Here is a 26,827-nt window from a genome sequence, read left to right on the forward strand (position 1 = left end):
ACCCCCAGCAGAGTCTGGGGGTTTTTGGTACCCGAATTCCCAGACAACAAAGTATGGGCGTTGGATAGAACCAAAGAGGAGTGTATATCATGCGCCATCCACCACGAACACATCGTTCTCCCCCTCTATCCACAGTGCTTACTGATTTAAGGAGGGTATGATGAGCTATTCAGTCTTAAAAAAACTCCCTTCTGTAGAATCAATTCTTCAAGAAATTCCTTTGTCCCTTTCTGCCCACCAGCAAATTACTCGCGATCGAAGAGAAGTCAAAGCGATTTTAGAAGGCCGTGATGATCGGCTTTTAATGATAGTGGGTCCTTGTTCTGCGTGGCCTAAACAAGCTGTTCTGGAGTACGCCAACCGTTTAGTGAAATTGAATGAGAAAGTTAAACATGAATTAAAATTAATCATGCGGGTATATATCCAAAAACCTCGTACAACTAAAGGATGGACAGGTCCTGTAAACCAGCCTGATCTATTTTCTGAACCCGATATTGCAGCCGGAATAAAATATACTCGGGATATGATGATTAAAGTCATTGAGATGGGACTTCCAATTGCCGATGAAGCACTGTTTACTCATAATGCTAAAGGGTTTCTTGAACTTCTCTCATGGGTAGCAATCGGAGCACGCAGCTCCGAAGATCAAGAACATCGAATTTTTGCTTCGGCTTTAGATTGTGCCGTAGGATTAAAAAATCCCACCCATGGTTCCTTGGCGATTGGGGTGAACAGTATTATTGCCTCCCAACACTCTCACGTGGCAGTATTTGATGGTTATGAAGTGCAAACTCACGGTAATAATCATGCTCATATGGTTTTACGTGGTTCAAACAATGCTCCTAACTATTCAATTGCTCATCTTAAGGAAGTAAAACAATACATGGATATGCATCAAATCGTTAACCCTTCGGTCATCGTTGATGTCAGCCATGATAATTGTTTGATTGAAGGCAAAAAAAATCATCAATTACAACCCTCAATTGCTTTAAGCGTTTTAGAAAGTATTAGGAAGTATCCTGATTTAAAACAATTGGTCAAAGGGTTCATGGTTGAAAGTTTTATCAAAGAGGGAAATCAAAAAGTGGATTCTGTTCACCCCGAGGATCTTGACTTAGGCGGCTTATCCATTACTGATCCTTGTTTAAGCTGGGAGCAAACAGAGCGCTTTCTGTTGGAATTAGCTGAGTTGCGGTCGTTGGAGAAAACAGAATTACCGAAGGAGGCTCTTGCATGATTACTTTATTGGGTATTTCAGGGGATGCGGGCTCGTTTTCTGAAGAAGCGGCACTGGTTTATGCTAAGCAGAAAGGGATAGCTCCCATGTTGGTTCACTTACTGGATATGGAAGGTGTTCTTGATGCGATTGAACGTGAAACCATAGATTTGGGCATATTTCCTGTGGTTAATCTTATAGGCGGTTTGGTAAAACCCGCATTTTTAGCAATGGGAAAGCATTTATTTACCCCCATTGATGAATTATGGCATGAGATTAATCAATGTTTGCTTGTAAGACCCGGTGTGCAATACCACCAAATTTCGTACATCGTGTCCCATCCTCAAGGACTCGCTCAATGTCGCCAGTTTTTGCAAAAACAATTTAATAATATTGAACAAATAGAGTGGATTGATACCGCAAAAGCAGCAAAGGATTTGACAGACGGGACTTTGCCAGCTCATTCGGCAGTTATTGCACCGGCACGTTGTGCACAACTTTATGGTTTAGAAATAATAGCCGCCGATATTCAAGACAGCAAACCGAATCGAACGGCGTTTATCTTAGTAAAAAAACATGCTGATAACGCAACTCTTCTCAAGTAAGGAGAACATCATGGATACACTCGATGAATTGAGAAAACAAATTGAACAGGCAGATGCGAACCTCATTGAACTATTAGCGAAACGGCAGGAATTGTCGAAACAAATTGGGGCTTTAAAATCAAAAGAAGGGAAAAAAATAACGGACCGATCGCGGGAGAAAGAATTATTCGAATATTACGGGCATTTATCCAAAGAGTACCATTTACAACAAGAATTTATAAATCGTGTATTCAAAATCATTATTGCAAATTCTAGAAAGGTACAAAAATAATGAGGCATTTACCTGAGAATTCAGCAACTGTTGTAATCAACTCATTGGCTCAACAAAAGATAAATGCCGGCATTAAAATTTATAACCTAAGTGCCGGTGAACCTAAACTTCTACCTCATCCCTCTATTGTCACTGCTACGATGCAGGCTCTTGAACAAGGACATACCCTTTACCCACCAATATCTGGAATCCCAAAATTGCGCCACCTTGCATGTGAATGGATGAATGAATGGTATGGCTGTTCATTTCAAAAAGAACATTGTCTTGTGGTTAACGGTGGAAAATTGGGAATCTATTTGTTGATGCAATTACTGTTGGAAGAGGACGATGAAGTCATAATTCCCGCTCCCTATTGGGTCTCCTATCCAGCTATAACTAAATTATTTGGCGGTGTCCCCATCGTCGTGGAAACCCAAGAAACCGAAGGATGGAAATTGACACCGCAATCTCTCAAAAATGCATGCAGTAGTAAAAGCAAAATTTTGATTTTGAATAATGCAACGAACCCCACAGGTGCCTTGTATACGGAATCTGAACTTATCGAATTATTACAAATCGCTCACGAACAGAATCTCTTAGTTATTGCAGATGAAGTTTATAGTGCCCTCACCTATGATGAACATGCCTATGTATCCTGCGGCTCTTTCTCCCAGTTTCAAGAGCGGGTCATTATTATTCAAAGTTGCTCAAAAAATTTTGCCATGACCGGTTGGCGAATCGGTTTTGTGTTTGCCCCTCAATCCATTATCCAACCCTTAACTTCATTAGTAAGTCAAAGTACCAGTGGTGTAACCACCTTAAGCCAATGGGCGGCTGTTGCTGCATTAAATGAAATAAATCTAATCAGTACTTGGGTCCAACAATGCATGCAAAACAGAAGAAATATTCTCATTAAAGCTTTGCATGACTCTTTGGGCTTAGCTATAAAACAACCATCGTCATCCCTTTATCTATTTCTTTCATTAGAAAGTCTGGGGTTTAAAAAAATGAATTCCGAAGATTTTTGTAAACACGCCTTAGAAGAAGCAAATGTTGCCCTTGTGCCAGGAATTGCATTCGGAAAGGAAGGTTATGTCCGCTTATCATTTGGAGGAAATGAAGAGGAATTAATCGCAGGGGCTCATGCTTTGGCACGGTGGATCCATTCATATGCTAGTTAAATTAGGGGGCAAAGATATTTACCCTGTAGCGCCAAACGTCATAAAAAGACCCATAAACAACCATTTTGCTCTTATTTTTTGCAAATTAAATTGCTTATATGTATAATTACAGGCCAATTTGTAAATAGGCAATATAATGAAGACGATAGTTGTAACTGAGGGTGAGCACAAAATAGTTTTGTTGGATATCGATAATATCCGACTTCATGAAATGTCAAAATATTATACGATACTCTTACAGTATAATAAGCTCGACGAGGCTATAGAATTATTGTCAAATCTTGATGAAAAAGAATATTGGCGTGCTGCCATATTATTAAAAAACTTGAAAAAGAGGCAAGAAGATGAAAAGGAAGTTGAAATCCACGCACTGATAGAACAATGCCACGATTTCTCACTCTTCTTTGAACCTAACTCGGATCAACTTCCGAGCATGCAGGGACTTAGTTGCTATCGAGTAGGTGCCGATGCAGGCGCTGGTTTTAAGGAAGGTGATATTGATGTCTTAGGTACCGAAGGCATCCTGAACTGTACTGGAATTTTAGTTGTCCATAAGGATCAAAAGGGAACTCCTTGTTATTACATGGGGCACATTCTGGGTGATCGAACAACCAAAACAACCGTTCAAGAAGAATTAGATCGAATTCTTTCTGATATCCAAGAACTTACTGGTAAAGAACTTTTATGGTCAGACTTAGCAGGTCAAGTTACTCTGGTAGGAACCGGAAGTGACACAGATGAACCGAGCTTATGTTACAAACAAACATTTAAAATATTGACTCAAGAAGGGGCCAAGCCCACTCCATTATTTGGCAGCAGTGCCGCCTTTAATTTAACCGGGAAAGGAGAATTAATCATACTCGACCCTACCGGACTGCTGCATCAGGGCATTGAATCCGTCTATCCTAGAGTGAGTCATGGCGCTTATTCTCCTGTGAATAACCTTACTGAGAACCCATTAAAGCAAACAATTGCTGAAGAAACTGATGATGATTTTTCTTATACAAATCCATTTCTTTTCAGCAAACTTTAAATTTTAATTTATTATTGTGGGTAACGGTTGTGCCTCATAAAGGCCTATCGCGAACATAAGTTGATGACGCGTACCAGCAGGCATTGAAGTACTTAGAGGCAAACTCTATAATTCCTCTTTATCAAAATTACAGGATATAACATGACCCTCGATGAAAACACCCGCCCTGCTGAAACGTTAACGAATGAAGATTATGCCAAAGCCATGAATTTTATCGGACAAAACTTATTAACCTCTTTGGTTCAATCCGTGGAAAAACTACCACCCCATTTTCGTAATAATAATGTAATATCTCAGGCATTATCTGCATTCGTAGCTAATATTATTTATAAACAATCACCAGGAAATGCTGAATCATGCCAGCAAATGCTTGAGGCGATTACAAAACTTGTCAAAATGCAATTAGAGAACCTCCCCCAACTTGCAAAATAAATGGATCCCGGGTGCAGGTCCAAAGACATAACCCGGGTTTTTACTGCATTTTCCTCCAGAAAATCAATTTTCTGTTACCCACAAATAATTTTCAAAGATCCTGAATTAATCCGTCTTGCTATAATGAACATAGAAACCAGCATTTTCAACTGGAGTGATCATGGACGGTAAAAAGAACTACACCCTGCTTCGAATGGCCTTGATTATTTTTGGACTAGTTTTTATCTTCGCGATATACCCATTAACTTTTTTATGGCCATCCGGATGGGCTTGGCACCAATCTGGACATAACGTCTATTTACAAATGATATTAGGTGTCTATGCCACTTTAGGGGTGTTCTTGCTACTGGCAGCAAGAAATCCCGTTCAACATTTAAGTCTGATTTGGTTTACTGTGTGGTCGAGTGTGGTTCATGGGGCTATTATGGCTATTCAGTCATTTTATTACCCACAACATTTTGCTCATTTATATGGGGACGTTCCTGCTTTATTCATTATCGCCATGGTCTTGGCTTTTTTAACACCTCGCCGTAGTGCTCTGAAATAGAAAACTTAGGTTTTTCAGGAGTTAGAGGGAGAAGATAATTCATAGTTGGGGCTGACATAAATTGGACATGAATATGATCATTTCATCCATTACTGATTATCGGGAAGCTGCCCGACGAAAATTACCTCGGTTTCTCTTTGATTACATTGAAGGGGGTGCCTTTACGGAACAAACTCTTAAAGCAAATACCGAAGATCTCGCAAAGATATTATTGCGGCAACGAGTTTTAAAGAATGTAGGGCACCCTCATTTTGAAACAGAACTATTAGGGCAAAAATTGGCAATGCCAATCATTTTAAGTCCAATTGGACTTACAGGAATGTATGCTCGACGTGGTGAGGTACAAGTAGCCAAAGCAGCAGCCCAAAAAGGGGTGCCTTTTGTACTCTCAACAGTATCTCTATGCTCTTTGGAAGAAGTGTCCAGCCAAAGCACTCAACCCATTTGGTTTCAACTTTATATCCTAAAAGATCGGGGCTTTATGCAGAACGTTCTTGAACGAGCCCAGGCCTGTGGTGTGACCAATCTCATTTTTACAGTCGATATGTCAACCCCGAGTGCACGGTATCGAGATCTCCACTCTGGAATGGCAGGTCCATTTGCGCACGAACTTCGTTTATTACAAGCCATGTTAAAACCCTCCTGGGCTTATCAAGTTGGCATAAGAGGACGTCCGCACGATTTGGGTAATATCTCAGCCTATTTAAACAAAAAGATTGGTTTAGAAGATTACATCTCCTGGCTAAATAATAATTTTGATCCCTGCCTTAGTTGGTCGGATCTGGAATGGGTACGTAATTTTTGGAGTGGACCTTTACTTATTAAAGGAATACTGGATCCTGAAGATGCAAAAGACGCCGTGAGATTCGGTGCAGATGGCATTATCGTATCCAATCACGGAGGGAGACAACTTGATGGGGTATCATCCACAGTAAAAGCCCTTCCAAAGATTGCAGATAAGGTACACTCTGATCTCACCGTTCTCGTCGATTCAGGAATCCGCTCTGGACTTGATGTTATTCGCATGCTCGCACTAGGTGCTCATGCAGTGCTTATAGGTCGACCAACCGTTTATGCTTTAGCAGCAAGAGGGCAAGCAGGAGTCGAACATATGCTCGATATCATTCATAACGAAATGAGTATTGCCATGACATTGATGGGAGTGAACTCCTGCACAGAGATTAACCAATCTCATATTCGTATACCCTATGAATAATCACTTAGAACATTTTATAAAAAAACAGACCGCCACTAGGCTTAATTAAATTAGATTTTTAATTATAATCAATAATTTTTACCCATACTCATCGAGCAATTCGATTAAATGCTCTACACTCAATAAATAGGAATAAATTGTATGTGCCTCAAGGACTTACGCCAAGCGGAGACTCATATTATGGAGGCTCAGTTTAAAATCGAGGAATCGTTTAATAAACAATTAGCGATAGAAAAACAAAAAACCAGTGCAAATCCCACTGGAGAATATTCTTTTTTTAAGATCCAGCACCAACAGAGTTTTGCCCCTCTTTATCCAAAAAAATTGTCTATTTCACACGTTGCTCAAGGTGCTCGGAGTGGTGATTGTTATCTTCTTTCAGTTATCAATGCCATCCTTGCTTTGCCCAATGGAGAGCAATATATTCGTGAATCAATGTTTGAGCACAAAAATAAAATCCATGTTCGTTTTTATAAGGATGACGAGCCCCAATGGCTTATCCTTGAAAAATCACTCCCCACTTCCTGGGGCATTTTGAGTTCTGGTCCAACCTGGGTTCGTTTTCTAGAAAAAGCTTATGTTACTTTTATGGGAGGTAATTACAATAAAACTTTAACAAGCGGCGATAGCCGGAATGCTTTAAAAGCCTTTCTGGGTGGTTTTAACGACTCTATTGCGACCTCAAGACAAGCTGAGGGACCTCTTGCAGAGTTATATAAACAGGTAATTTATGGCTGTACGGGTAAAGATATTTATTCCTTAATTTTTCTTTTGCGTCCACATGATCAATTAGCGAGTATTTCTAATATGCGTCAGTATGTTTTTGATAATCACCAAGAACTATTTGATGCATGGTGGAATTGGGTTCATTTAAACCAAAAAAACTTTGAACAATTGCTCAAAAATCATCACTTTTTAACGAAAAAGACCTTTACTACTTTCATGAGGGAGCAAATGAGTAACAGCATTAATCCTCCCGTTAAGGCAATCGCCTCTGTAGAACAATGGCTGGATGAATATGCCATTTTACCGGAGGAAAACAAATACAGTTATGATGAAATAAAATTATTCCTTTCATTAAAAAATGCTCATGAAGAACAAAGGCCTATTGTCTGCAGTCCAAAGGAAGATCCACCAGAAGGAATTACCATACAGCATACTTATGCCTTGATTGGCATCAAAGAAAGCAAAATATCCCATCGAAAATTTGTAATTCTGCGCAATCCGCATCACGAAAACCGCAATTGGTTTTCTCATTATTTCTTTTATGGAGGTCGACACTCTATTGAACGGCAAGAAAATGGAACCACAATGCTCACTATCTCACCTGTGAAACGGTCTACCTTTACTATGGAACTCAGGGATTTTGCCCATTCATTTGCTTACATCGATTGTGGTCGCTCTTTACAAAATAAGGAACTCTGTAAACAACACGCAGAAAATCTCCATCATCCTAAACAGGGTTTTGAGCATATCTCCTAAGTTGATTTACAGCCATTTCTTCTTTTTGAACAAAAGATACAAGAATAATGCACAGATAAATATTAAACCCAGCGCCCCAAAATATCCGTATTGCCAATGTAATTCGGGAATCCAGACAAAATTCATTCCATAAATTCCAGTAATTAAATTTAATGGCAAAAAAATAGCTGCAAATGCTGCGAGTATGGCCATAGTTTCACTCATTTTTTGCATCAGCTCATTATCGATTTGCCCTAATAAGCTATTTAATATTTCACGAATAGAATCTACCTCGTTGATGATCAGGTGACAATGATTCGATAAATTAGATAAGGAAGAACGACATTTTTGAGAAATGACTAGAATATTTCGACTGGTAATTCGCATTAAAATTTCTCTTATTGCAATCATATAACGTTTGATCTGGAGGGTTTGATGTTTTACCTCTGCGACATTTTTATAAATATTCTCCGGAGTGGTTTGCAATAAAGCATCGAATTGCTCTGCTATTTCTTCATAATGCAAAAGAACCTTAGCATAATCATTAATAATCCCCTCCAGAAATAAAAATAATATAAAACCAGGAGTTTTGGCATAATGAACTGATTTTGAGCAATTATTGAAGAATTCAAATAATACGGGCAGAGGCTCATGCGACGCAGTAAAACAATAATTTTCAGTAAGATGAATGACTAAAGTATCCAAATTAATTTCATTCTTATCACTTAACTCCAGCGAGGATAAACATTTAATTTGCAATGTTAGCGCACTATCATTATCAATAAGATTGGCTAAAATATTTTCCTCAGAGCATAACTGAATGACCTCATTGGGTAAGCTTAGTTTTTCGACTACTTGATTAAAAGCATCCTCTTGATTTAAGTTACTATGGACCCAATAAATTTTATTAATTTCGTGAGTATTAATACTTAATTCATCAAGGGCAACTTGTTTAACGCTGTGGTCGGTTAGATCAAATTCGATTGCTATGGTATCAAAAGTATTCATTTTAACATGCACCCTTTTCTGGTGTGTGGAGGCCCAATAATGAACTCAGAATACTGAGTAGCATTGGCAATTCCATTTATACAAATTTAGCACAAATACAACCAATAGATTAAAAAATATCCAAAAGTTAATTAATTTTAATATTCTCTTAAGATTTTAATTATAAAATACAGCGATTGTTAAAACTATTTCATGCAGCTGTGGGATATAAAGACCCCAAAAAATTCTGTATGAGCGGAGGACTGGTACAACTTAAGCGATCTTAAATCAATGAGCTGGATTTGTTGATAGATTTTTTAAGTATATCAGTGGCATTTAACAAAAAACTCAACACCTTTATAGGTGAGTGCCATTTATTGCACCTTCTTAAATCATGCTTTTCATTCATATCCATCCCAATTGAGTCGATTTCTTCAGACTAATTCAATACTTATTTATTTTTCATTTTAAATTACGAACTAACTTTTTTAAGGTACAAAAATGACCATACGCTATTTATCCTTTGATTTTGATGGATGTTTATTTAATAAAGAATACTGTAAATTACCACATGACGATTTTAGCAAGCACCTGGGTGAGGCCGTTCTTGAAACAAATAAAGACTTCCTAGCTTGGCTTAAAAGAGAAAATGCTAAATTTTCAGCAGCCTACGCCTTCATTGGTTCTACAAGACAAGATTATTATACCGATCTACTAAATGGTGGCACTATCTTTAATTTTAAAGGTTCTTGCTGTCCGGCAATGGAAACCATTTGTAACCATCTCGGCATCCACTTTGATCCCTTGTTGCTGGCAGATTTAGAGGGCGATTTGGAAAGTGGCACTTCATTCAAACGTATCATGGATGAAATCAGTAATCATTCTTGGATGGATACTACCAATAATATTCATAAACATGCCTCTTTAGACATCCAACAGGTCGATGAATACAAACGAACTATTCTTTTTGCACAAATGCAAAAAGCGTCAATAGATCATCCTGGTGAAGAAATAATATTTGATTTTTTTGATGATCGGCTGGATATATTATATACATTAAAAAATTATTTTACCCAACATCCCCATATGATTCCCATCAATGTACATTTACGCTTACATGCCTATGCGGGAGAAGATGTCAGCTTGCAAGCGGAAATACAGGGACTCGGGATACCACTATCTTCCTATGGAGCATGTTTGAAACAAATGCAAAAAAATATTAAGGACTTAGACTCGGTTGCGAACGTGCTTAAAGAATTGATGCTCGAAATGTATCCTGAACTGCAGCAGCTATTAACCGGAAAGAAACAAGAAGTACGCAAGCCTGTAATTCAAACTAAACCTAAGGCTGAAATTTCACAGGGTCAAGCTCTTTATCTGAACATTATAAAAAGTCCTTATTTTGTCGCCAATGCAGAAGAGGCTACAACCGTTCTAAAAAATAACACAGATTTACCTTTTGTAATTCGTGAAAGTCGTTCCCAATTACCAGGAATGATTACGTTTACTCTCGTATCCGATACATCAAAAGGGATTATTTTTTCACGCTATGCCCTTAATCATCAAGGTGAACTGTTTAGCGTCGATGATAAAGGTGCTTACAAAATTCCATTTTCCGGAGACTTATTTGGGGCTTTAAAAGCGGATATTGACAGAGTGAAAAAACGGGTGGACAGCGTATCGAAACTGGAAGAGATCACATTTACTAGTACAACTGCACCCACAGAAAACAAAGCGAACTTAACTAAAGGGCTTTTGGCTGCAGAAAAAGGATTTTTTGCGGATTCAGAAAAAACGAAGCCCACTACAGCAGCTGTTCATAACTGGAATTTGCAACCTTAAATAATAATCCTGAGGCAAGTATAGGTGTAACCTATGCTTGTCTTTACAGCATTAGCAATTCCGCTTAGCCGTTCCAACTTCCTTGCATTTTAATCTCCTTAGTAACAACATTTTCATAATTATTTTTTATCAAATCCTCTTGAACTTTTATAGAGATAAGTTAACTATCAAGATGGGCCCTAAATATCCAATGGCGTTTATTGGTGTACACAAAAGGATTTACTATGCAAACAAAAATACCCTCCTCAAAAAAAGTTTCAAAAAAGAATCCTACAGACAGCAGAGCCTTACCACTTCAATTAATACAACACGCCGAACCAGATCGGACGTATTACATAAGAAGCACGGTAACAGAACTCAGCAATTTTTTTTCGTTACGAGTTAAAGAGCTCTACAATACTCTGGCATGGACTTTCTCTTTAGACTCTATGGATTGGAGTACTTTTAAAAAATACATGTGGCCAGCAATTTCTTCAGGCGCCGCATTACTTCTTGGGGATTATCTAACCCCATATCTTAGTGAATACCTCATGGGAAACCCGGAATATGATTTTATTATCAAATTTCTTTATGGGGCGACCGTATTAGGGTATTGCGCGTTAAACCGAATTACGGATAAGAAACTTGATTCTGGAGCAGCACTTTCTATTGCAGTAGCTAATGAAATTACCGCAATCATTTATATGTATAGTTCCGTTTTTAAAGGAACTACCTTTTTACTCAATGAACAAATTTCTGATGAATATTCATTAATTGCCGGATTGGGAGCCAGTGCATTAGTTGTTCCAAGTGGCATTTCTTATCTTACTCAAAAAGCACAAGAGTTGTTGGTCCGCTTCCAGTATAATCGCGGGGCCCAGCGATCGGACACAGCGGTTATTTCCAGTGGCCTGACTCCCTTATCTAATCTCTATTTTCAAATAAATCATTTTATCGCCAGCGAGTTGATGATCAGTTCACGCGCTTTCCAATTGGGTTTAATTTCTCACAATATTCGATACGCCGACAGAATTGTGCAAAAATTTCGTAACTTACCCGCATTATTAGCCGATTTGGCCCCATCAACCATAAAAAAAATGCGTTTACAGCAAGAAAAACTGGATCATGATTACGAATACAATCATAAATTACATCGGGTTTTAAGATTTACCGCGAGCGGTTCAAAATTTGTTGAAATTCCCAGATATCAGCTTCGAACAGGGGATTTGGTGCTTTGTGATGAACGTATCAATTTGGATTGTGTTCCGATATCTGGAGAGTTGATAGCCCTGCAACGAAATTTGGAAGGTGATTTTACAAAAACATTGGAACGAAAAAAATTTAGCGTCAATCTTAAAGCTCAAAATGGAGAGGATGTTTGGATTGAGCATCATACAAAACCTGATTTTTCATCAAATTACAACAAAATAGACTTATATGCGGTAAGGGACGGCAAACAAGCCGGAGTGCTTGTAGGTGATAAATTAAATACCTACAATCAGGACAATATTTTTATTCAAATCAAACCTGAGAAAGAGTTGTTGTTGAATAGCAATTATGAAAAAAAAGCCTACATAAATGAAATTATCGCAAAGCGCAAACAACGAAATGTCTTATATTCTATTCTAGGCTCTATAATTATGGCGGCGTTCTTGCAAAGAGACATTACCCAGATGCCTGCGGAAACACTCCGGCTTATGTTCACACTTTTTCAAACCATGATTCCCTTTTCTGAAGCCTTTTTACGCGAAACAGTGAATAGTCGCTTGATGAAAAAACTAAACAGTAATTTAGGAGATCAACCTTTTGAAACTATTGATGCGTTACGAATTGTGGATCTATGTAATGCCCTTGGGGGATACTATCGTGAGCAGTTTGCCAATGGTGTCGCTATTATTTCAGATAAAACGGGAACTTTGACTACCACACGAATGGATGTGCTTGGCTTATGGACTCCCGACATGTCCTCCGAAGTTCAGCAACTTCTCAAGGAAAAAAAAGACGAGATGCTTCTACCTGAAACGGCACAATGGCTTAAATCATTTGAAGTATTTTGTTATGCCTTTACCAATAATAAAAAAGAATTAGAACCTGAAGAACACGCGATTTTAGAATTATTCAAAACCTTATTGGCGGATCCACACTGTTTGGAAGTAACGACTCTTGGTAATAATCATTTTAGAAAGATGATTACTACCATGGAGAAGAAAAAAGAGATTGAGACGTTTCATTTGGGTTTATATCGTACGTTCGGAGGGCGCCTAACACTTGTCCAGGATGGGGAACATTTTGCTCTGGTCTTTTGCGGCGTACCTAAAGCCGATGCGTTTCAAAAAACACCACTGCTGCAAGACTATAATAAGATGCAAAGTCGCACTGCGGTCTTATCGCGTGATTGGTGTATTGCACAAACCAAACTTAATGAACACGACTTTACAATTTTAAAGAAATTATTTGATATAGATGATAAAAAAGCGATAGAGCGCTTCCTTCTAGAACATCCAGACTTACTTAAAAATTTGGAATACCATGGTACATTTATTGTTGATAATCCTGTAAAAAAAGGTGCAGATCAATTTATTGCTCAATGTAGGGAAATATCGGTTCCGGTATTTGTAGCAACGGGTGATACCACGAAAGCGGCAGTAAATATTGCCAAAGTATTATGTCCAGAACATGCAAAAAGGATTATCACTATTCGAGCAGCCCATATTGAAGAAGAAAACCTTAACCTTTTAAGCGAAGAAGTTTGTTCCCCTGATTCCACTGTTATTTTTGCGGGGATTAATGAAGCCATATTAGCCCGTTTTAAAACATTAATGACTCGCGATAAAGAAAAACGGCCTGTAATTATTTTTGCAGAAATGAGTACTGAGAGCAAAGGTATCCTCGCAAGGTATCTCAAAGACCATCATTATTTTGTGGTCGCAAATGGGGATGGGACTAATGATCTAATGATGATGAAAAATTCAGACGTGGTCATTGCCCATCATTCAGATGATGGTACTTTTGCCCCTGGGGTTGATGCCTTATCGAATATTAGTGAAGAACAACTAAGAAGATTATTTGGTTCTGAGAAAACCTTTTACGAACTTTTTGATATTAATCTTCCCAAGAGCTTATTTATCCAGCAATTCGCTCCTTTAGCCAATTCACAAGAAAAACCCAGCATGGCTTTAGCACTTAAAAGTGGGAAGATGACTTTTGATTTAGCTAAAGCAGTAGGAGCCAATGTCACCGAAATGCCCCAGCAGCATTGGTATAGTGTCGCTTTTGATTTGTTGTGGCTATGGATTGCGTTTTATGAAATTAATCAAAGTGCCGACTTACCTATGGATAATCGCAATATCAATGCGTCTTCCTTGATTACAAATACAATAGGAATTGCTTTAATTATTGCGGTCTTGGAATCCCTAACCAATTATACTTTATTTAACGAATCCACCAATTTAACCAGCATGTTAATTATGTTGAGCTTGTTACCTCTAGTCCTCAAGAGCATTTTTTCCGGTTTTAGAATGGTACAGGAAAACTTGTATCCAGAACCTAAAATCGTCGAAGTTAACGAGGAAAAAGAACCGGTTTCTAATCGCTCTCTCTCCAGTTATTTTGGCTCTTTTTTTTCGCGCAAACCCACAAAACAATTGGAAAATGTACCGAAGGTACCCGAGTTGAAGTAGCCAACTATTAGTGAAGGGACCTAACATTGTTCCTGGGTAACGGCGATGCTATACCCAGGAATTTGCGTAGAACCCGCCTCCCGCATGACTCGTCTCAAATGGCACAACCACTAGAATAGATCCTTCGTCCTAAACTCCTCAGGATAGGCGGGTTTGAACCATTATAAATATGCACGAATGGGGTATTACTATGCTATTTTGTTTTTTAGTTTAATGAGACAGTCCACCGCATTAACCGCAGACGGATATGCTGAATGGCAAGGGTTTGCACTGCGAATGTTTTCACTTAATTCTTCAATGCTAGCGCCCGTAATAATTCCATTACCCACTATAATATCGTTTAGAGCAAATTGCGTGAAACAGTAGCGAATATGGGACATAATATTATTATAATGATCCAGATTGGCTTTAAGAATTAAGCCTAATGCAATGTACCCATCAAAAGGATTTTTTTGGTGATACGTATTAATCACAAACGGAATTTCATAAGTACCGGCTTGTAATAACTCCACTTGATAAGCGTACCCTGCATTTTTCACAAGAGTAGTACAAAGCTCCAGTTGTTCCGATGCTAAATCTTTATGGATACCAGAAGAAATAATGAGAATTTTAGACATAAGCCACTTTATTATTTTTTTTATTTTTAAAACGGATTAAATAATCCACTGCATTAATTGCTTCTTGCACTCGTTCTCCGTTTTCAACACGTTCGCTCAAAATATCCATACTTGGAGCAGAAATAATTCCATTACCTAGAGTTAATCCATCTAAAGCAAATTGAATAAAACATTCTTTAACATGTTCCCAAATAAACTCATAATGATCGGTTTTACCTTTAAGTAACAAACTCAATGGCAAATAACCATCAAAGGGGTTAACACGGTGGTAATGTTGGATCACGGTTGGGATTTCATAGGTTCCAGCTTCGACCGTTTCAACCTGATAATTGTAGTCATATTGCTTTAATTTATTTAAGCAAACGTCTAATTGTTTTTCTGCTAAATCTTTATAATAATTAGACCAGACTATTAATATATTAGGTTTGTACATCGATTATTACTCTTCTGCAAGTGAATAATAATTTTACATAAAAAAAGTCGCCTCCACAATATGATTTAAAAATCAATCATTCCTACTACACGGTTCTATTTTTTAGTAAAAGTAACGCTGAGACAAGCAGTAAAACCCCACCTACAGCAATCAAACCCGCACTGGACAGAATGGATAATAAATTGGAACCAAACCCCGTTATCATCCAAGCAAATGCCATCACTGCACCCGATATTCCCATTACCCATCCTTGCGATTGTGCATCCACGGCATTGGAAAATAAAGTTAGTAGACAAGCAAATGCCATAATATCAAACGTTGCAATCGCGACGGCCAAAGGCCATTGCAATAATGAATTAGGTATAACATAAACCAGAAGCTGACCTAAACCGGTGAGAACAAGCGTCCACAAAGCAATGTGATGGACTTTATATCGCTTCACACATAAAGGCATACCAATTAAAATACCTATAGCAAAGCCTAAACCAATCATCCCCTGCACTGCTCCTAACTGCCAATTGGTATAATGATAAACCATCTTCATGTGTACAATAATGAATTGAAAATAAAGACTAAATCCCATTTGCATCAATAGAAACACTAAGGCAAGAATACGAACCGATTGATGTTGAAATGCCTCAATAAAAATATGTATTGGACGGAAAATGGAAATTTTCTTCTGAGACAAAACTAAAACAGTATCTTGGTATCCAAGTTTTATCCAAATCCAAGCAATAAAGGCAAGCAATGCGGCCATCAAAAACGGGGTGGTAAATGTAAACCAAGGCAGCAATTGTTGATCGGACATGACACCCCCAAGCAATGGGCCAAGAACGGAACCAAAACTAAAACTCATGGAAATTAAACTCATGTTTAACGCCTTGGTTTCAGGGGTACTCAAATCAGCAATGGAGGCTTGGGCTATGGGTTGGCTACCGGCCATCAAACCTGAAAGTGCCCGCCCAATGAGTAATAAACTTAAACAAGAAAAGGCGACCCCCATTCCCATTAACAAAAAACTGATGGTTATTCCGAGCATGCATAATAGCAATACTTTTTTCCGCCCCCAAACATCAGATAAATCGCCCATAAACGAAGTGCCAAAAAACATGCATAAAGGATAGAGCATATAACTTAATCCCAAATAAAAATGTTTCACAGCCATACTGGCATCGGCACTTAAAACGGGACTATGATTCGCGGTGAAGAGCGCGGTCATTACTGGATAAACAAGACCAAAACCTAAAGCATCAATAACCACTGCGAAAAAGCAAGGAGCAGTTTTTCGAAACATACAGAACCTTTATCTTCAAGAGTATAATCATTAATATAGTAATATTGCACAGGATTTGTCTAATATACAATAAGTAATGCTTTCAACTCATTGTCTTTTCGATGGAAAACGTTTCTGATTTTTATGGGTGTAGCGGGAGTTTATTTTCTTGAATTAACTTTAAGGCCGCATTGACCACCTCTGTATCATAAAGAACACCCCTGCCCCGTTTAATTTCTGCTATTGCAGCTTCTATGCCTAATGCAGGTCTGTAGGGTCTATGCGATGTCATCGCTTCCAAGACATCTGCTACAGAAATCACTAAGGTTTCGGGCAAAATTTCTGACCCTTTTAATCCTCGAGGATAACCGCTACCATCAAGTCGTTCGTGATGTTGTAAGATCACCTCAGCAACCGGTTTTTTAAGCGGAACATCTTTTAAAATATCATAGCCCGCTTGGGGGTGCACCTTTATGAGTTCCATCTCTGTCCCAGTAAGCCTGGTGGGTTTGGAAAGAATTTCTGCGGGTATTGAAATTTTACCTATATCATGTACCAATCCCATAAGCTCCAGCGAGGAGCACCGTTCAGATGACCATCCCAATTCCTCCCCTATGGCTTTGGCAATTAATCCAACTTGACGTTCATGACCTGCTGTATAGGGATCACGAAGTTCGACCATCTTGGAAACCGCAAGAAACGTCCCTTTTATTGCAGATTCTAACTCAGTTACGTATTGTTCGATTTGCACTTTTGCATGTTGAATTTCGGTAACATCATCTACTATGGAAAGAAATTCGAAATGTCCCTTCCAGGAAATAACCGTCGTATCAATCCTTAAAATTAAGGAGGCGCCATCACTTTTTCTTTTTAAAGGGAGGTTGTAGGCAATACTGGATTCGCCGCGATCTAATCGACGCCAATACTTGAGAGCTAATTTTTTAGTGCTTTCATCCTCTATTAAATCCAGCAACCCCAGGGATAATAATTCTTCTTCTTTGCGACCAACCAGTTCACAAAAGCGTGGATTTACATACAAAAATCGTTTTTTACTACGTATATATACGCCCACATGGGCTTGTTCAATAAACGCACGGAAGTGTTCTTCGCTTTCTTTAAATCGTTTTTCGGCTTCCTTCGCTTTTTGTTCTGATTGAAATCGTGTAAGTGCGTTCTGCAATAACGTGGCTACCGAATCCAAAAGTGTTGATTCCTCAGGTAGAAAAGGAGTTTTAGATATTAACGGTTGCAATCGGTATGCCACATTTATTTTTACTAGAGACTGATCCGTTTGAAACTCTTTTTCCAATTGATAAGGTAGTTTTTGCGCTTTGGAGTCTGAACTAAACTCGCCCCAGTCACTTTTTATTGTTGCAACCATATGCTTTGGAAATTGAAACGCATCAGGCAATACATTGACAACTTGGGTAAATAATTCATCGATATTCAAGTCTCTAAGTGCTATCAAATTGGCAATGGTATAAAGACATCGAATTTCTTTAATCCGTTCACGCAAGTTATAATTTAATTTATTGTGTTCTTTTTCAAGAGCCTTACGCAAAGAAATATCCCTTACGATTTGTACCCAAGAATTTGGAAAAAAATCAGAATTAATCGAGCACATACTACATTCTACCCATTCATTCTTTTTAGTCTCAATTTCCACAATAAACTGACGTTTTGGAGCGGACAGCTGAGAGCACACTGGACATTGCTCTGGTTCAATAGACTTATTATGAAAGAGGTTATGGGAAGATAAGCCCACTAATTCTTCCGGTTTTTTATGAGTGAATTCTCCAGCAGCACTGTTCGCTTGGCTGATTGTACCTTCAGACTGAACAATAAACGTAGGATCGGGAATGTTATCGTAAGTCGTTGCAGCTCGTGCCAACATTGCAAAAGGATGACGTAACGTTTGTACAACCAACGCAATATAGATAAACCAATATGAGAATATTCTTAACACATGACCAACCATATTCTCTATACCAAACAAATTTTTATAACTTGATAAAGATAAATCGGAACCAATCATCGAAATAAGGCTTAAGCTCATATAAAACAACAACTCTTTTGAAAGCATTGCCTTCTCATACCACAGCAAGATAAGGGTCATGCAGAGAATGAGGATAACGCCCCATTCGCAATAGAGTTTGAACCAAGTCACTCCATAATTATTGATATAGGTCGTGGGAAAATAACCCGAGAAGATGGAAGATAAAATTGCCAGCGTTATAAAAAAGAAACAAAGATTCACTACCCAAATTTTCAGAGTATGCCTAAAGAAATAAATAGCACACAGAAAAGATAAAGCTTGGAGGATGCGCGCAGAAACCCAAAGTTGAGTACTAAAATTCCCACCGCCCTGCGGTAATAAGTTCATTCCTTGATAAGCTAAAATATGAGCAATGTCGATACTGGCACACCAACCTGCTGCTAAAGAAATAAAAACCACAAACTGATTTTTAGTGAATTGAGTGGTTGTCGCCGCTACCGTCATTGCGGTCAATGCAATACATACCGAAACAAATTCAGTTAATACATGAAAAACCAGAAAACTCGTTTTGTATTCGATTAAGATGCAGATTAGGGATAGAAATAGAGGAGGGAAAAAAACACGCCAAGAAGGTGAGCGCTTGGCGATATAAGCAGAATAGTGTCCCTTATCGATAAGCATCCATCCCCCCCTTAATATACTTCTGCTGTGCCTCACAAAACTAAATGAAATGAACCAATATAAAAAATGTTACTCATTAATTATAGTTGAATAAAGCCATCCGGTGGTTTGTTAAAACCTGAGTGCAACATAGAATCACACAAGCCTCATTTTTTCCATTTTCACGATAATGAATAAAAAAAATACAAATTCTTCATATTTCCTTAATCATTGACTGTTAAAATTGTTCTAATTTTATCCAATCTTAATATTGATGAGGTTTTTATGAACGAGAAAATAGAAAACGCCCCCCTGAAAGCAAAGAAAAAAAGTGTGTCCTGGAATGATGGCCAAATTGAAGGAAAAATAGGGGAAAGCTTCCTCAAAGTGGACACCAGTGCATCCCCAACCAAAGAAGTATTAGAAGCAGAAATCGCTGAATTAATGAAAAAAGGGTTTTCAGAAGTGGAAGCATCCTCAATGGTGGGAAAGGCGCAAACACCTAGCGGAATGGTGATTATAACCGATCCAGTTTTTTATGATTCAAAAGACCAAATCGCCGAGCGGAAGTTTTCAAATAAACAATCTAATCCGGAACACGTAAATGCTGCAAAGACTACCTCTTCAGCAAGTGAATCATCAAACCGATATAGCTTTTTCACCCCAACGGTTATTGGCGTGGGTATGGCTATAGCATTTGCGGCAACAATAGGATTCGCAAGCAATAAATAAAATAGATATACCCGAATCACTAATGGTATCAACTAGAGTCAATGGACCATTTATCCCACCCCCTAATACTGCGAATTATTCGCGGTACTAGGGGGTTGAATTTTCAACATACCTAATTTTAGTTACCTGTTTATCTCATTAGGGGTTAAAGTAGCCATTATTTAAATCTGATTCAAAATCATAGGGCCAGTTAGTTCGGTATAAGCCATATTTCTTTTGTATAAAATCTCTTTCAATCGTGATCCATACTTGGGTGCTCACTATTTGATTCGGATCATAACTTGACCCATTCTTTATTGTTATTTTAAATTCCTGAGTAGAAAACCCATTTCGAAGTAAAATACTTTGAAAATCTTTTGTTATTACCTCTTCTCCGTTATGCATTTGTTAATTCCTTAACAGATCTTTTAAATAATTATAGTACGACAAAATAACCGATAGGTTCTTTTACCTATTGCTCATTAAATTCAATTATCCAAAATTTTTGGGATGAATTTATAGGTTCAGGTACAGGTGCTACTACTATATTTTGCACCATGGGGGGATTAAATGGGCCATCTGCGGTCGCCCATTGATATGTTATTCTAAATTTCCAAGAGCTCTTACTTTGAACTATTTTTTTTATCTCATAAGAAGTAATCCATGGACTGGATACCCCAGATACCCAATAGGGCCAACGATCTTTAAATTTGTTTTTTAATTGTTCCGAAAACAGCATAAATTGGACCGCAGCATTCCGCTCTTTATTGGCTTTTGCAAACAAAGTTGCCACTTCATCCAGTTTTTGGGGAGCCAAAGCCTTTTCCAACATTGAAATTCGCGCCGCATCGGATTCGGATTGGGAAACTTTTTCCGTCATGCTGCTGGCTGAAACTGAAAATAAAATCATTAAACCGCTTATAAGGGATTTTTTTGAAGGATTCATAGTTCTCTCTTCGACAGGGGATTTATTACTTATAGGTCAATTTAACGTGGGTGTCATTAGATGAAGCTTTACTAAAACTCAAAATCTAACTTTTGTCGGCGTGTTTTTTAAAAAGCTCTATTAAGAGTTTTGCTGATGGCCCCATTTCTTGAGGTTGGTGGTGCACCAAATAAACAGGATAGGTTCTGATATTATTTTCTTCCATTTTCAAAGGGAGAATAGGTATGTTTCGACCCTCAACCATTTTCTGCGGCAACCAGGCAAACCCTATTCCATGTGCCACACATTGGATTTTCATTTCCAAAGTACTTACTTTCCAATGAAATTCAGAACCTAACCACCCTTCATTACGTTTTTTATTTACACCAGAATCCTGGGCAATGAGGTAACGTTCTTCATAAAGATCCTCGAGGGTGAGTCGTTTTTGATGCAAAGGGCTGTCTTGATGAGCATATGGAATAAAATGAACATCCATCAATTTATTGCCCGTATAACCTTCCGGAATTTTTGAAATAATAGCCAGCTCCGCATCGCCATTAATTAATTGATCGCTAGGACCTGATAATAACCCATGCGTAATACTCAATTTGGTGTGTTGATTTTGCTGGGAAAATTCTTGCAATACAGCCATCAATAAAGGGAGTGGAAAAATCTCATCAATAGCCAAGCGAATCGATTTTTCAAAAACTGATTTTAAATTAACAGCTGCATTCGCTACATTTTTTGCAGCTCTGGTAATTTGGCGCGATAATTTTAGAATTTCAATGCCTTGTTCTGTCAAAACAGCCTTACGCCCTTCAATCTGGAGTAATTTTAACCCCAGCATGTCTTGGAGTTTTGCAATAGTATAGCTGATATTCGATTGACTTTTATGCAGTTTCATTGCTGCTTTAGCAAAGCTTCCTTCGTCAATCACTGTATGAAATACACGCCACTGTTCAAGAGTTACTTTGGTCATCGTGCGCCAACCTGAATCCATCTAAAAATTAGATATATTTAGCCAAAATTATGCGCTTTTTTAATTTAAATAGCCATTTATAATCAATTTGTTTGATTAATAAGGAGCATAAATGAAAAAAATAATGTTATCACTCATATCCAGTGGTTTGTTGTTTCACTCAGTTTCTGGAATTGCAGGAACTCTACAGGAAACGAACAAACACATTGTAACCCAATTTTATCAAAAGGCCTTGAATGAAAAGGACTTTGATGCTGCGCAAAATTACTTGGGTGCTTGGTACATTCAACATAATCCCATCGCTCAAGATGGGATTGAGGGTTTAAAAAATTACATTGATTATCTGAAAAGTACTTATCCACAATCACATAGTGAAATTAGAAGAATTTTCGCAGAAGGAGATTATGTGATTGTCCATGTCCATTCCATCTTAGAGCCGGGAACGCGGGGACAAGCCATCGTTGACATTTTTCGACTGGAACACAATAAAATTTATGAGCACTGGGATGTTATTCAACCTATTCCTGCTGAGTCAGCGAATAGTAATGGGATGTTTTAGGGAAATTATGGCCACTCTTACATAAGAAAGGTCCGGAAGACTAGATCGGTACGACTGGATCCGGTTACCCACCTGCTGGTTTATTTTGGGGGGGATTACCACATTATCCCCCAGGTTTGTGGTTACCCCGCCTTTTGCTGTTCCATGATTGATACCATTCTGCAAACTGCTCCGCGGGCATTGCTTTGCTGATAGCAAAGCCTTGACCTAAATGACAACCAAGGTTTATCAGGTGGTTTATGTGTTCCTGTGTCTCTACGCCTTCAGCAATGACCTTGATGTTTATTGCTTTTGCAATATCAAGTATTGCTCTTAATATTTTAGTATCCCTTTTACTTATTAAAATATTTCTAATAAACTCAGTATCTATTTTCATATAGCGAAATGGTAAATTGACTAAATAATTAAGCGATGAATATTTGGTGCCAAAATCATCCAGTGAAAATTCTATACCAATCTTATTACATTTTTTAATAATGCCTGAGGTTAATTCAAATTTATTGATAATACTAGATTCCAAAATTTCTAATTCAAGTCGACTGTATATATTTTTAGGATAAAGTTTTACGATGTTCATTAATTTTTCAAAAAAATTTTCTTGTTCGAGTTGACGCGCACTGATGTTGATACTGATTGTTAGCTGATCATCAATGTGTGTCCATAATCGTATTTGCTCAAGTGCTTCCTTTAGGGTGAACTCTAAAAGTGTAAAAGAAAACGCATCATTTTTTATTTGAGGTAAAAACTGATTTGGAAGTAAGAGCCCTTTTTTAGGGTGCTCCCAACGAATCAAACCCTCTAATCCTAATATTTTACCTGTTTTCATGTTCACTTTAGGCTGGTAATAAAGTTTTAATTCATTATTTTTAATTGAAGATTTAATTGCGTTAATTAATCTTTCTTGTTTTCTAATTTCTAAATCAAGCGCCACATCATATAAAGAATATTTATTTTTTCCAGTCATCTTAGATTTATACATAGCCTGATCCGCTTGAGAAAGCAAACCAGACGGGCCGATGGCTATTTTTTGCGGATAAAAACAAATCCCAGCGCTAATAGTGATAAATATTTTATGTGAATCTATAATGATTGGCTTCTTTAAATTTTCATAGATCTTATCCATCACATGTTTGAAATCATAAGGATGACTCAGTCCCTCCAATAATAACACAAACTCATCACCTCCGATTCTCGCCAAGGTGTCCGTTTCGCGTATTAGATTTTTGACTCGTTGTGCAGTTTCTATTAATAGATTATCCCCCGTTTTGTGACTATACAAATCATTAACTGACTTAAAATCATCAATATCAAAAAATACAAGCGCTATGTAATTATTTAAACGTCGTGTTTTTACCATTGCAGTTTCTAATTGCTCTAATAATGATTTTCTGTTTGCTAAATTTGTCAAGCTATCATGGTAAGCGAGATGAAGTAATTGTTTTTTTTGTTCCTCTTGTTGTGTAATATCATAAAAAACGCCAACATAATTTACTAAATCGCCATCAACATTTTTTACTTCTGATATCGCCAGCAATTGCGGATATGGTTCATTATTTTTTTTCTTATTCCATATCTCACCATACCAATATCCTTGGCTTTTTAAATGTGCCCACATTTTTTTATAAAATCCAACGCCTTGAATATCCGATTTTAAAATATTGGGTTTTTTGCCGAGGACTTCTTCTTTTTTATATTGAGTAATGTTAGTAAATTCTGTATTGACATCAATGATATTCAGATCAGGATCTGTAACAACAATGCCTTCTTTTGCAAAATGAAAAACATTCGCTAATAGATGTAATTTTTTTTCAGCATTTTCTCTTTCAGTAATATCATGTAACGTAGCAACCCAAGCTGGATTATGTTTCCAGATGGTCTTCTTCATATATACTTCCGCATATATTATTTGGTTATTAACATCTAGAATTTCTATTTTAGTTGGTTTTTCTAATTCAATTGGATAACTAAAATCACTGCCAATAAGATCAACACTTCCTTTATTGAATAAAATACAGGATGCGTTATTGGCATAAAGAATTTTACCCGACAAATCTAAAACAAGAATCGCCTCTGACAAAGCGTCAACAAACGTTTCCCAGTAATTATCTTTTTGAAGTTCCTCAGATTTCACTGATATTTAACCCCACAAGTACTTTTTCTCGATCAGACAAGTCACCAATTATTCTGCGAATTGGCTCAGGTAAATCCTTTATTAATAACGGTGTTGCTATAATTTTTTCAGACTCGGCTAACTGTGGATGCTCTAATAAATTAATGACTTCCGCTTCATAACTACCCTTAAGTTCAGGTAACGCACAAATTTCCTGGAGATTTTTAACTGCTTTTTTAGCTGTAGATGTGTAACCGATAATATAAAGTTTTAACTTATACTTAGCCATTATCACTTCTCCATTTTATTTTCTAAATTGATTGACTCTGTCAATTGAATTTCCATTTCAATTTTTTGTTTTTTTTCTAGCAAGTTAAAGATAACTAATGAGCGTTCAATGTTTTCAGGTGCTTTATCTTTTTGATCGGCTTTCTGTATCAAATCGATTTGTTTATTAATTGATTCTAATTGAGTTGCCAATGATTCTTTCTTTTTCTTGTCTATAGCTTGTTTTTCTTTTTTTCTTGATCCAAAAATCATGCCTCCATCCCCGAAATAAGGGTCCTCAATGACAATACCGTTACTCGTAACATGAAACTCTTTCATTTGATTTGAGCTTGCATTTCCTCGAGATTTCACTATCTGCAATGCTCGATTAAACTCACCATTGGATTCAATCAGACCTAATTTGATCCATGAATCTACTAAGCTGGAAGCAGAGATAAGATCTTGGTACCCTAAATACTCATGGACAAATTGATTAAAAATAAAGGTGATATTTTTGTATTTTGCATAAGATATCAGACGAATTAATATTGATTTAACTTCAAAACTATCACCCATATCTAGAAATGATGTGATGGGGTCCACAATTAATATATGTGGTTTTATCTCTTCAATAAGGGTGATAATGTTAATGAGGTGTTCCTCTAAACCCATCTCTATTGTGCGAAGAGAATGGATACTTATCATATTGTTTGCGACGGGTTCATTAAGATTGATACCTGCTGATTTAACATTTCTTATAAAATTAATGGGAGACTCTTCAAAAGAAACATAAAGCACTCTTTTTTGTTGCTTGGCTGCAGATGCTGCCAATGTAGCTGCCAGAAGTGATTTTGCAGTACCCGATGATCCACTAATCATAATCGAGGATGATTCTAAATAACCTTGACCGCCAAACATTTTATCCAAAACTGGAATTCCGGTGGAAATGTAAGATAGATTTTCTTGTTCGGTAAGACTAGTGTCCGTAATAGGTAAAATTGAAACGCCTGTTTCGGTTAACAAAAAGGGGTATTGATTTGTCTCGTGAGCTGAACTTCGCATTTTAACTATTCTTAAAATGCGGGTCATTAATTTTTTACAAATCACTTGTTCAAGTAAAATAACGCAATCGGCTGCATATTCTTCAAAATAACGGTCTTCTTCATTTGCAGCCGTAACCAATAAGGTAATTCGATGCTCTTTACACCATGTAAAAATATTTAATAAATCAATTTTATAATTGGGTGTTTCTAAACCAATCAGTAGATTCTGGAGTGAATCGATGATGAGCACAGGGTCTTCGCCTGATAAGCTGGATTGAATTCGCATAAGAATGGCATCTAATTCAAAACCACCGGTCACAGTATCAGTTAGGTTTGGGCGAAAATCAAGAACAGCCAGTTTCTTATTTTTATTTGCGTCACTTCCGGATAATCCATATTGATCCATGTTTTTTAGGATGAGTTCAGGCGGTTCCTCACACGTAAGGTAGGTGACGTGCCGATTATTCAGAATATTGCTATACGCAAAAAAAAGGCAAAAAACGGTCTTACCACACCCTGGTCCACCTTTTAAGAGAGTGGGTCTTTCCTTTGGATAACCACCTTTAAGAATATTATCAAGACCAACGATCCCTGTGGAAACTTTCTCCATTGTTCAAATCCTTTTAATTAATCTTATTTAGTATTATTGCATTGCGGTCATGCACAAGCAAATTAGGGGTAAACCAGCCAACAAATTGCAAAATACGCACAGTGAAAAAACTGCATGCAAAAGATCGCCTGTTTCATCTTGTAATGCTTCCGATGAACGCAAATGTTCGTTACGGATCTGAGCAATGCTGCGCTTGAAATGACGTTCAATGAATG

General features: G+C 37.5%; 24 protein-coding genes. 13 read left to right on the forward strand and 11 right to left on the reverse strand.

The window, feature by feature from the left end:
* The first annotated feature begins 160 nt into the window (after window positions 1–160).
* The 9 genes from ACWTE2_RS29500 (at window position 161) to ACWTE2_RS29540 (ending at window position 7,962) form a co-directional block, all read left to right on the forward strand.
* Window positions 161–1,237, forward strand: coding sequence for a 3-deoxy-7-phosphoheptulonate synthase (locus tag ACWTE2_RS29500; protein WP_454785693.1), 1,077 nt, complete (start codon window positions 161–163; stop codon window positions 1,235–1,237).
* Window positions 1,234–1,821 (forward strand): prephenate dehydratase domain-containing protein, encoded by a 588-nt coding sequence (locus ACWTE2_RS29505; RefSeq protein WP_454785555.1) that lies wholly within the window; start codon window positions 1,234–1,236, stop codon window positions 1,819–1,821. Before ACWTE2_RS29500 ends, ACWTE2_RS29505 begins: the two co-directional genes overlap by 4 nt.
* A 10-nt stretch (window positions 1,822–1,831) precedes the next feature.
* The gene (locus ACWTE2_RS29510) at window positions 1,832–2,092 is read left to right on the forward strand and encodes a chorismate mutase (RefSeq protein ID WP_454785556.1); all 261 of its coding nucleotides are present in this window, start codon (window positions 1,832–1,834) and stop codon (window positions 2,090–2,092) included.
* Window positions 2,092–3,252, forward strand: a complete 1,161-nt coding sequence (locus ACWTE2_RS29515; RefSeq protein WP_454785557.1) for a pyridoxal phosphate-dependent aminotransferase — start codon at window positions 2,092–2,094, stop codon at window positions 3,250–3,252. The genes ACWTE2_RS29510 and ACWTE2_RS29515 overlap by 1 nt, the downstream gene beginning before the upstream one ends.
* A 136-nt stretch (window positions 3,253–3,388) precedes the next feature.
* Window positions 3,389–4,285, forward strand: a complete 897-nt coding sequence (locus ACWTE2_RS29520; protein WP_454785558.1) for a hypothetical protein — start codon at window positions 3,389–3,391, stop codon at window positions 4,283–4,285.
* Window positions 4,286–4,426: 141 nt separating this feature from the next.
* Complete coding sequence (locus ACWTE2_RS29525; RefSeq protein WP_454785559.1) at window positions 4,427–4,717, forward strand: hypothetical protein; 291 nt, start codon at window positions 4,427–4,429, stop codon at window positions 4,715–4,717.
* Between the two features lie 160 nt (window positions 4,718–4,877).
* Complete coding sequence (locus ACWTE2_RS29530; RefSeq protein ID WP_454785560.1) at window positions 4,878–5,264, forward strand: DUF6632 domain-containing protein; 387 nt, start codon at window positions 4,878–4,880, stop codon at window positions 5,262–5,264.
* A 73-nt stretch (window positions 5,265–5,337) separates the two neighbouring features.
* Window positions 5,338–6,480, forward strand: a complete 1,143-nt coding sequence (gene lldD / locus ACWTE2_RS29535) for an FMN-dependent L-lactate dehydrogenase LldD (RefSeq protein ID WP_454785561.1) — start codon at window positions 5,338–5,340, stop codon at window positions 6,478–6,480.
* A 141-nt stretch (window positions 6,481–6,621) separates the two neighbouring features.
* Complete coding sequence (locus tag ACWTE2_RS29540; protein WP_454785562.1) at window positions 6,622–7,962, forward strand: C2 family cysteine protease; 1,341 nt, start codon at window positions 6,622–6,624, stop codon at window positions 7,960–7,962.
* A 6-nt stretch (window positions 7,963–7,968) separates the two neighbouring features.
* On the opposite strand, the gene ACWTE2_RS29545 is transcribed toward ACWTE2_RS29540, so the two are convergent.
* Complete coding sequence (locus ACWTE2_RS29545; protein WP_454785563.1) at window positions 7,969–8,949, reverse strand: magnesium transporter CorA family protein; 981 nt, start codon at window positions 8,947–8,949, stop codon at window positions 7,969–7,971.
* A 480-nt stretch (window positions 8,950–9,429) separates the two neighbouring features.
* On the opposite strand from ACWTE2_RS29545, the gene ACWTE2_RS29550 reads away from it, so the two are divergent.
* Window positions 9,430–10,770 (forward strand): hypothetical protein, encoded by a 1,341-nt coding sequence (locus ACWTE2_RS29550; RefSeq protein ID WP_454785564.1) that lies wholly within the window; start codon window positions 9,430–9,432, stop codon window positions 10,768–10,770.
* Between the two features lie 224 nt (window positions 10,771–10,994).
* Window positions 10,995–14,429: a cation-translocating P-type ATPase gene (locus ACWTE2_RS29555; RefSeq protein WP_454785565.1), complete on the forward strand. Its 3,435-nt coding sequence runs from the start codon at window positions 10,995–10,997 to the stop codon at window positions 14,427–14,429.
* Window positions 14,430–14,617: 188 nt separating this feature from the next.
* On the opposite strand, the gene ACWTE2_RS29560 is transcribed toward ACWTE2_RS29555, so the two are convergent.
* The 4 genes from ACWTE2_RS29560 to ACWTE2_RS29575 all read right to left on the reverse strand — a co-directional run bounded on the left by ACWTE2_RS29560 (window position 14,618) and on the right by ACWTE2_RS29575 (window position 19,429).
* Complete coding sequence (locus tag ACWTE2_RS29560) at window positions 14,618–15,046, reverse strand: 6,7-dimethyl-8-ribityllumazine synthase (RefSeq protein ID WP_182392525.1); 429 nt, start codon at window positions 15,044–15,046, stop codon at window positions 14,618–14,620.
* Window positions 15,039–15,479, reverse strand: a complete 441-nt coding sequence (locus tag ACWTE2_RS29565; protein WP_182392524.1) for a 6,7-dimethyl-8-ribityllumazine synthase — start codon at window positions 15,477–15,479, stop codon at window positions 15,039–15,041. Before ACWTE2_RS29565 ends, ACWTE2_RS29560 begins: the two co-directional genes overlap by 8 nt.
* Window positions 15,480–15,564: 85 nt before the next feature.
* Window positions 15,565–16,773 carry an MFS transporter gene (locus ACWTE2_RS29570; protein ID WP_454785566.1) on the reverse strand — a complete coding sequence of 403 codons (1,209 nt, stop codon included), beginning with the start codon at window positions 16,771–16,773 and terminating at the stop codon, window positions 15,565–15,567.
* 121 nt (window positions 16,774–16,894) lie between these two features.
* A complete protein-coding gene (locus tag ACWTE2_RS29575; RefSeq protein WP_454785567.1) occupies window positions 16,895–19,429 on the reverse strand; it encodes an MASE3 domain-containing protein in 2,535 nt (844 codons plus the stop codon).
* 264 nt (window positions 19,430–19,693) lie between these two features.
* Between ACWTE2_RS29575 and ACWTE2_RS29580 the strand changes: the two genes are divergently transcribed.
* Entirely contained in the window at window positions 19,694–20,140 is a 447-nt protein-coding gene (locus ACWTE2_RS29580) for a hypothetical protein (protein WP_454785568.1), read from the forward strand.
* Between the two features lie 138 nt (window positions 20,141–20,278).
* Here the strand turns inward: ACWTE2_RS29580 and ACWTE2_RS29585 are convergent, their stop codons facing one another.
* From ACWTE2_RS29585 to ACWTE2_RS29595, 3 genes are all read right to left on the reverse strand, one after another.
* Complete coding sequence (locus ACWTE2_RS29585; protein ID WP_454785569.1) at window positions 20,279–20,524, reverse strand: hypothetical protein; 246 nt, start codon at window positions 20,522–20,524, stop codon at window positions 20,279–20,281.
* A gap of 67 nt (window positions 20,525–20,591) precedes the next feature.
* Window positions 20,592–21,065, reverse strand: coding sequence for a hypothetical protein (locus tag ACWTE2_RS29590; RefSeq protein ID WP_454785570.1), 474 nt, complete (start codon window positions 21,063–21,065; stop codon window positions 20,592–20,594).
* Between the two features lie 85 nt (window positions 21,066–21,150).
* A complete protein-coding gene (locus tag ACWTE2_RS29595; protein ID WP_454785571.1) occupies window positions 21,151–22,023 on the reverse strand; it encodes a LysR family transcriptional regulator in 873 nt (290 codons plus the stop codon).
* Window positions 22,024–22,135: 112 nt separating this feature from the next.
* On the opposite strand from ACWTE2_RS29595, the gene ACWTE2_RS29600 reads away from it, so the two are divergent.
* Window positions 22,136–22,582, forward strand: coding sequence for a nuclear transport factor 2 family protein (locus tag ACWTE2_RS29600; protein ID WP_454785572.1), 447 nt, complete (start codon window positions 22,136–22,138; stop codon window positions 22,580–22,582).
* 103 nt (window positions 22,583–22,685) lie between these two features.
* On the opposite strand, the gene ACWTE2_RS29605 is transcribed toward ACWTE2_RS29600, so the two are convergent.
* From ACWTE2_RS29605 to kaiC, 3 genes are read right to left on the reverse strand one after another with little or no spacing between them, the layout of a single operon-like run.
* Window positions 22,686–24,713: a putative bifunctional diguanylate cyclase/phosphodiesterase gene (locus ACWTE2_RS29605; protein ID WP_454785573.1), complete on the reverse strand. Its 2,028-nt coding sequence runs from the start codon at window positions 24,711–24,713 to the stop codon at window positions 22,686–22,688.
* Window positions 24,703–24,981 carry a circadian clock KaiB family protein gene (locus tag ACWTE2_RS29610; protein WP_454785574.1) on the reverse strand — a complete coding sequence of 93 codons (279 nt, stop codon included), beginning with the start codon at window positions 24,979–24,981 and terminating at the stop codon, window positions 24,703–24,705. The genes ACWTE2_RS29605 and ACWTE2_RS29610 overlap by 11 nt, the downstream gene beginning before the upstream one ends.
* A 2-nt stretch (window positions 24,982–24,983) precedes the next feature.
* Entirely contained in the window at window positions 24,984–26,612 is a 1,629-nt protein-coding gene (gene kaiC, locus ACWTE2_RS29615) for a circadian clock protein KaiC (RefSeq protein ID WP_454785575.1), read from the reverse strand.
* Window positions 26,613–26,827 lie beyond the last annotated feature (215 nt).

This window comes from Legionella nigrisilvae, from assembly GCF_977063395.2.

What these genes read in the sequence shown, in the direction of transcription:
- ACWTE2_RS29545 (WP_454785563.1), bottom strand. Translation starts at nt 8,949, where the DNA reads ATGAATACTTTTGATACCATAGCAATCGAATTTGATCTAACCGACCAC.
- ACWTE2_RS29515 (WP_454785557.1), top strand. Translation starts at nt 2,092, where the DNA reads ATGAGGCATTTACCTGAGAATTCAGCAACTGTTGTAATCAACTCATTG.
- ACWTE2_RS29610 (WP_454785574.1), bottom strand. Translation starts at nt 24,981, where the DNA reads ATGGCTAAGTATAAGTTAAAACTTTATATTATCGGTTACACATCTACA.
- ACWTE2_RS29575 (WP_454785567.1), bottom strand. Translation starts at nt 19,429, where the DNA reads ATGCTTATCGATAAGGGACACTATTCTGCTTATATCGCCAAGCGCTCA.
- ACWTE2_RS29555 (WP_454785565.1), top strand. Translation starts at nt 10,995, where the DNA reads ATGCAAACAAAAATACCCTCCTCAAAAAAAGTTTCAAAAAAGAATCCT.
- ACWTE2_RS29590 (WP_454785570.1), bottom strand. Translation starts at nt 21,065, where the DNA reads ATGAATCCTTCAAAAAAATCCCTTATAAGCGGTTTAATGATTTTATTT.
- ACWTE2_RS29560 (WP_182392525.1), bottom strand. Translation starts at nt 15,046, where the DNA reads ATGTCTAAAATTCTCATTATTTCTTCTGGTATCCATAAAGATTTAGCA.
- ACWTE2_RS29525 (WP_454785559.1), top strand. Translation starts at nt 4,427, where the DNA reads ATGACCCTCGATGAAAACACCCGCCCTGCTGAAACGTTAACGAATGAA.
- lldD (WP_454785561.1), top strand. Translation starts at nt 5,338, where the DNA reads ATGATCATTTCATCCATTACTGATTATCGGGAAGCTGCCCGACGAAAA.
- ACWTE2_RS29510 (WP_454785556.1), top strand. Translation starts at nt 1,832, where the DNA reads ATGGATACACTCGATGAATTGAGAAAACAAATTGAACAGGCAGATGCG.
- ACWTE2_RS29500 (WP_454785693.1), top strand. Translation starts at nt 161, where the DNA reads ATGAGCTATTCAGTCTTAAAAAAACTCCCTTCTGTAGAATCAATTCTT.
- ACWTE2_RS29540 (WP_454785562.1), top strand. Translation starts at nt 6,622, where the DNA reads ATGTGCCTCAAGGACTTACGCCAAGCGGAGACTCATATTATGGAGGCT.
- ACWTE2_RS29520 (WP_454785558.1), top strand. Translation starts at nt 3,389, where the DNA reads ATGAAGACGATAGTTGTAACTGAGGGTGAGCACAAAATAGTTTTGTTG.
- ACWTE2_RS29565 (WP_182392524.1), bottom strand. Translation starts at nt 15,479, where the DNA reads ATGTACAAACCTAATATATTAATAGTCTGGTCTAATTATTATAAAGAT.
- kaiC (WP_454785575.1), bottom strand. Translation starts at nt 26,612, where the DNA reads ATGGAGAAAGTTTCCACAGGGATCGTTGGTCTTGATAATATTCTTAAA.
- ACWTE2_RS29585 (WP_454785569.1), bottom strand. Translation starts at nt 20,524, where the DNA reads ATGCATAACGGAGAAGAGGTAATAACAAAAGATTTTCAAAGTATTTTA.
- ACWTE2_RS29505 (WP_454785555.1), top strand. Translation starts at nt 1,234, where the DNA reads ATGATTACTTTATTGGGTATTTCAGGGGATGCGGGCTCGTTTTCTGAA.
- ACWTE2_RS29570 (WP_454785566.1), bottom strand. Translation starts at nt 16,773, where the DNA reads ATGTTTCGAAAAACTGCTCCTTGCTTTTTCGCAGTGGTTATTGATGCT.
- ACWTE2_RS29595 (WP_454785571.1), bottom strand. Translation starts at nt 22,023, where the DNA reads ATGACCAAAGTAACTCTTGAACAGTGGCGTGTATTTCATACAGTGATT.
- ACWTE2_RS29550 (WP_454785564.1), top strand. Translation starts at nt 9,430, where the DNA reads ATGACCATACGCTATTTATCCTTTGATTTTGATGGATGTTTATTTAAT.
- ACWTE2_RS29530 (WP_454785560.1), top strand. Translation starts at nt 4,878, where the DNA reads ATGGACGGTAAAAAGAACTACACCCTGCTTCGAATGGCCTTGATTATT.
- ACWTE2_RS29600 (WP_454785572.1), top strand. Translation starts at nt 22,136, where the DNA reads ATGAAAAAAATAATGTTATCACTCATATCCAGTGGTTTGTTGTTTCAC.
- ACWTE2_RS29580 (WP_454785568.1), top strand. Translation starts at nt 19,694, where the DNA reads ATGAACGAGAAAATAGAAAACGCCCCCCTGAAAGCAAAGAAAAAAAGT.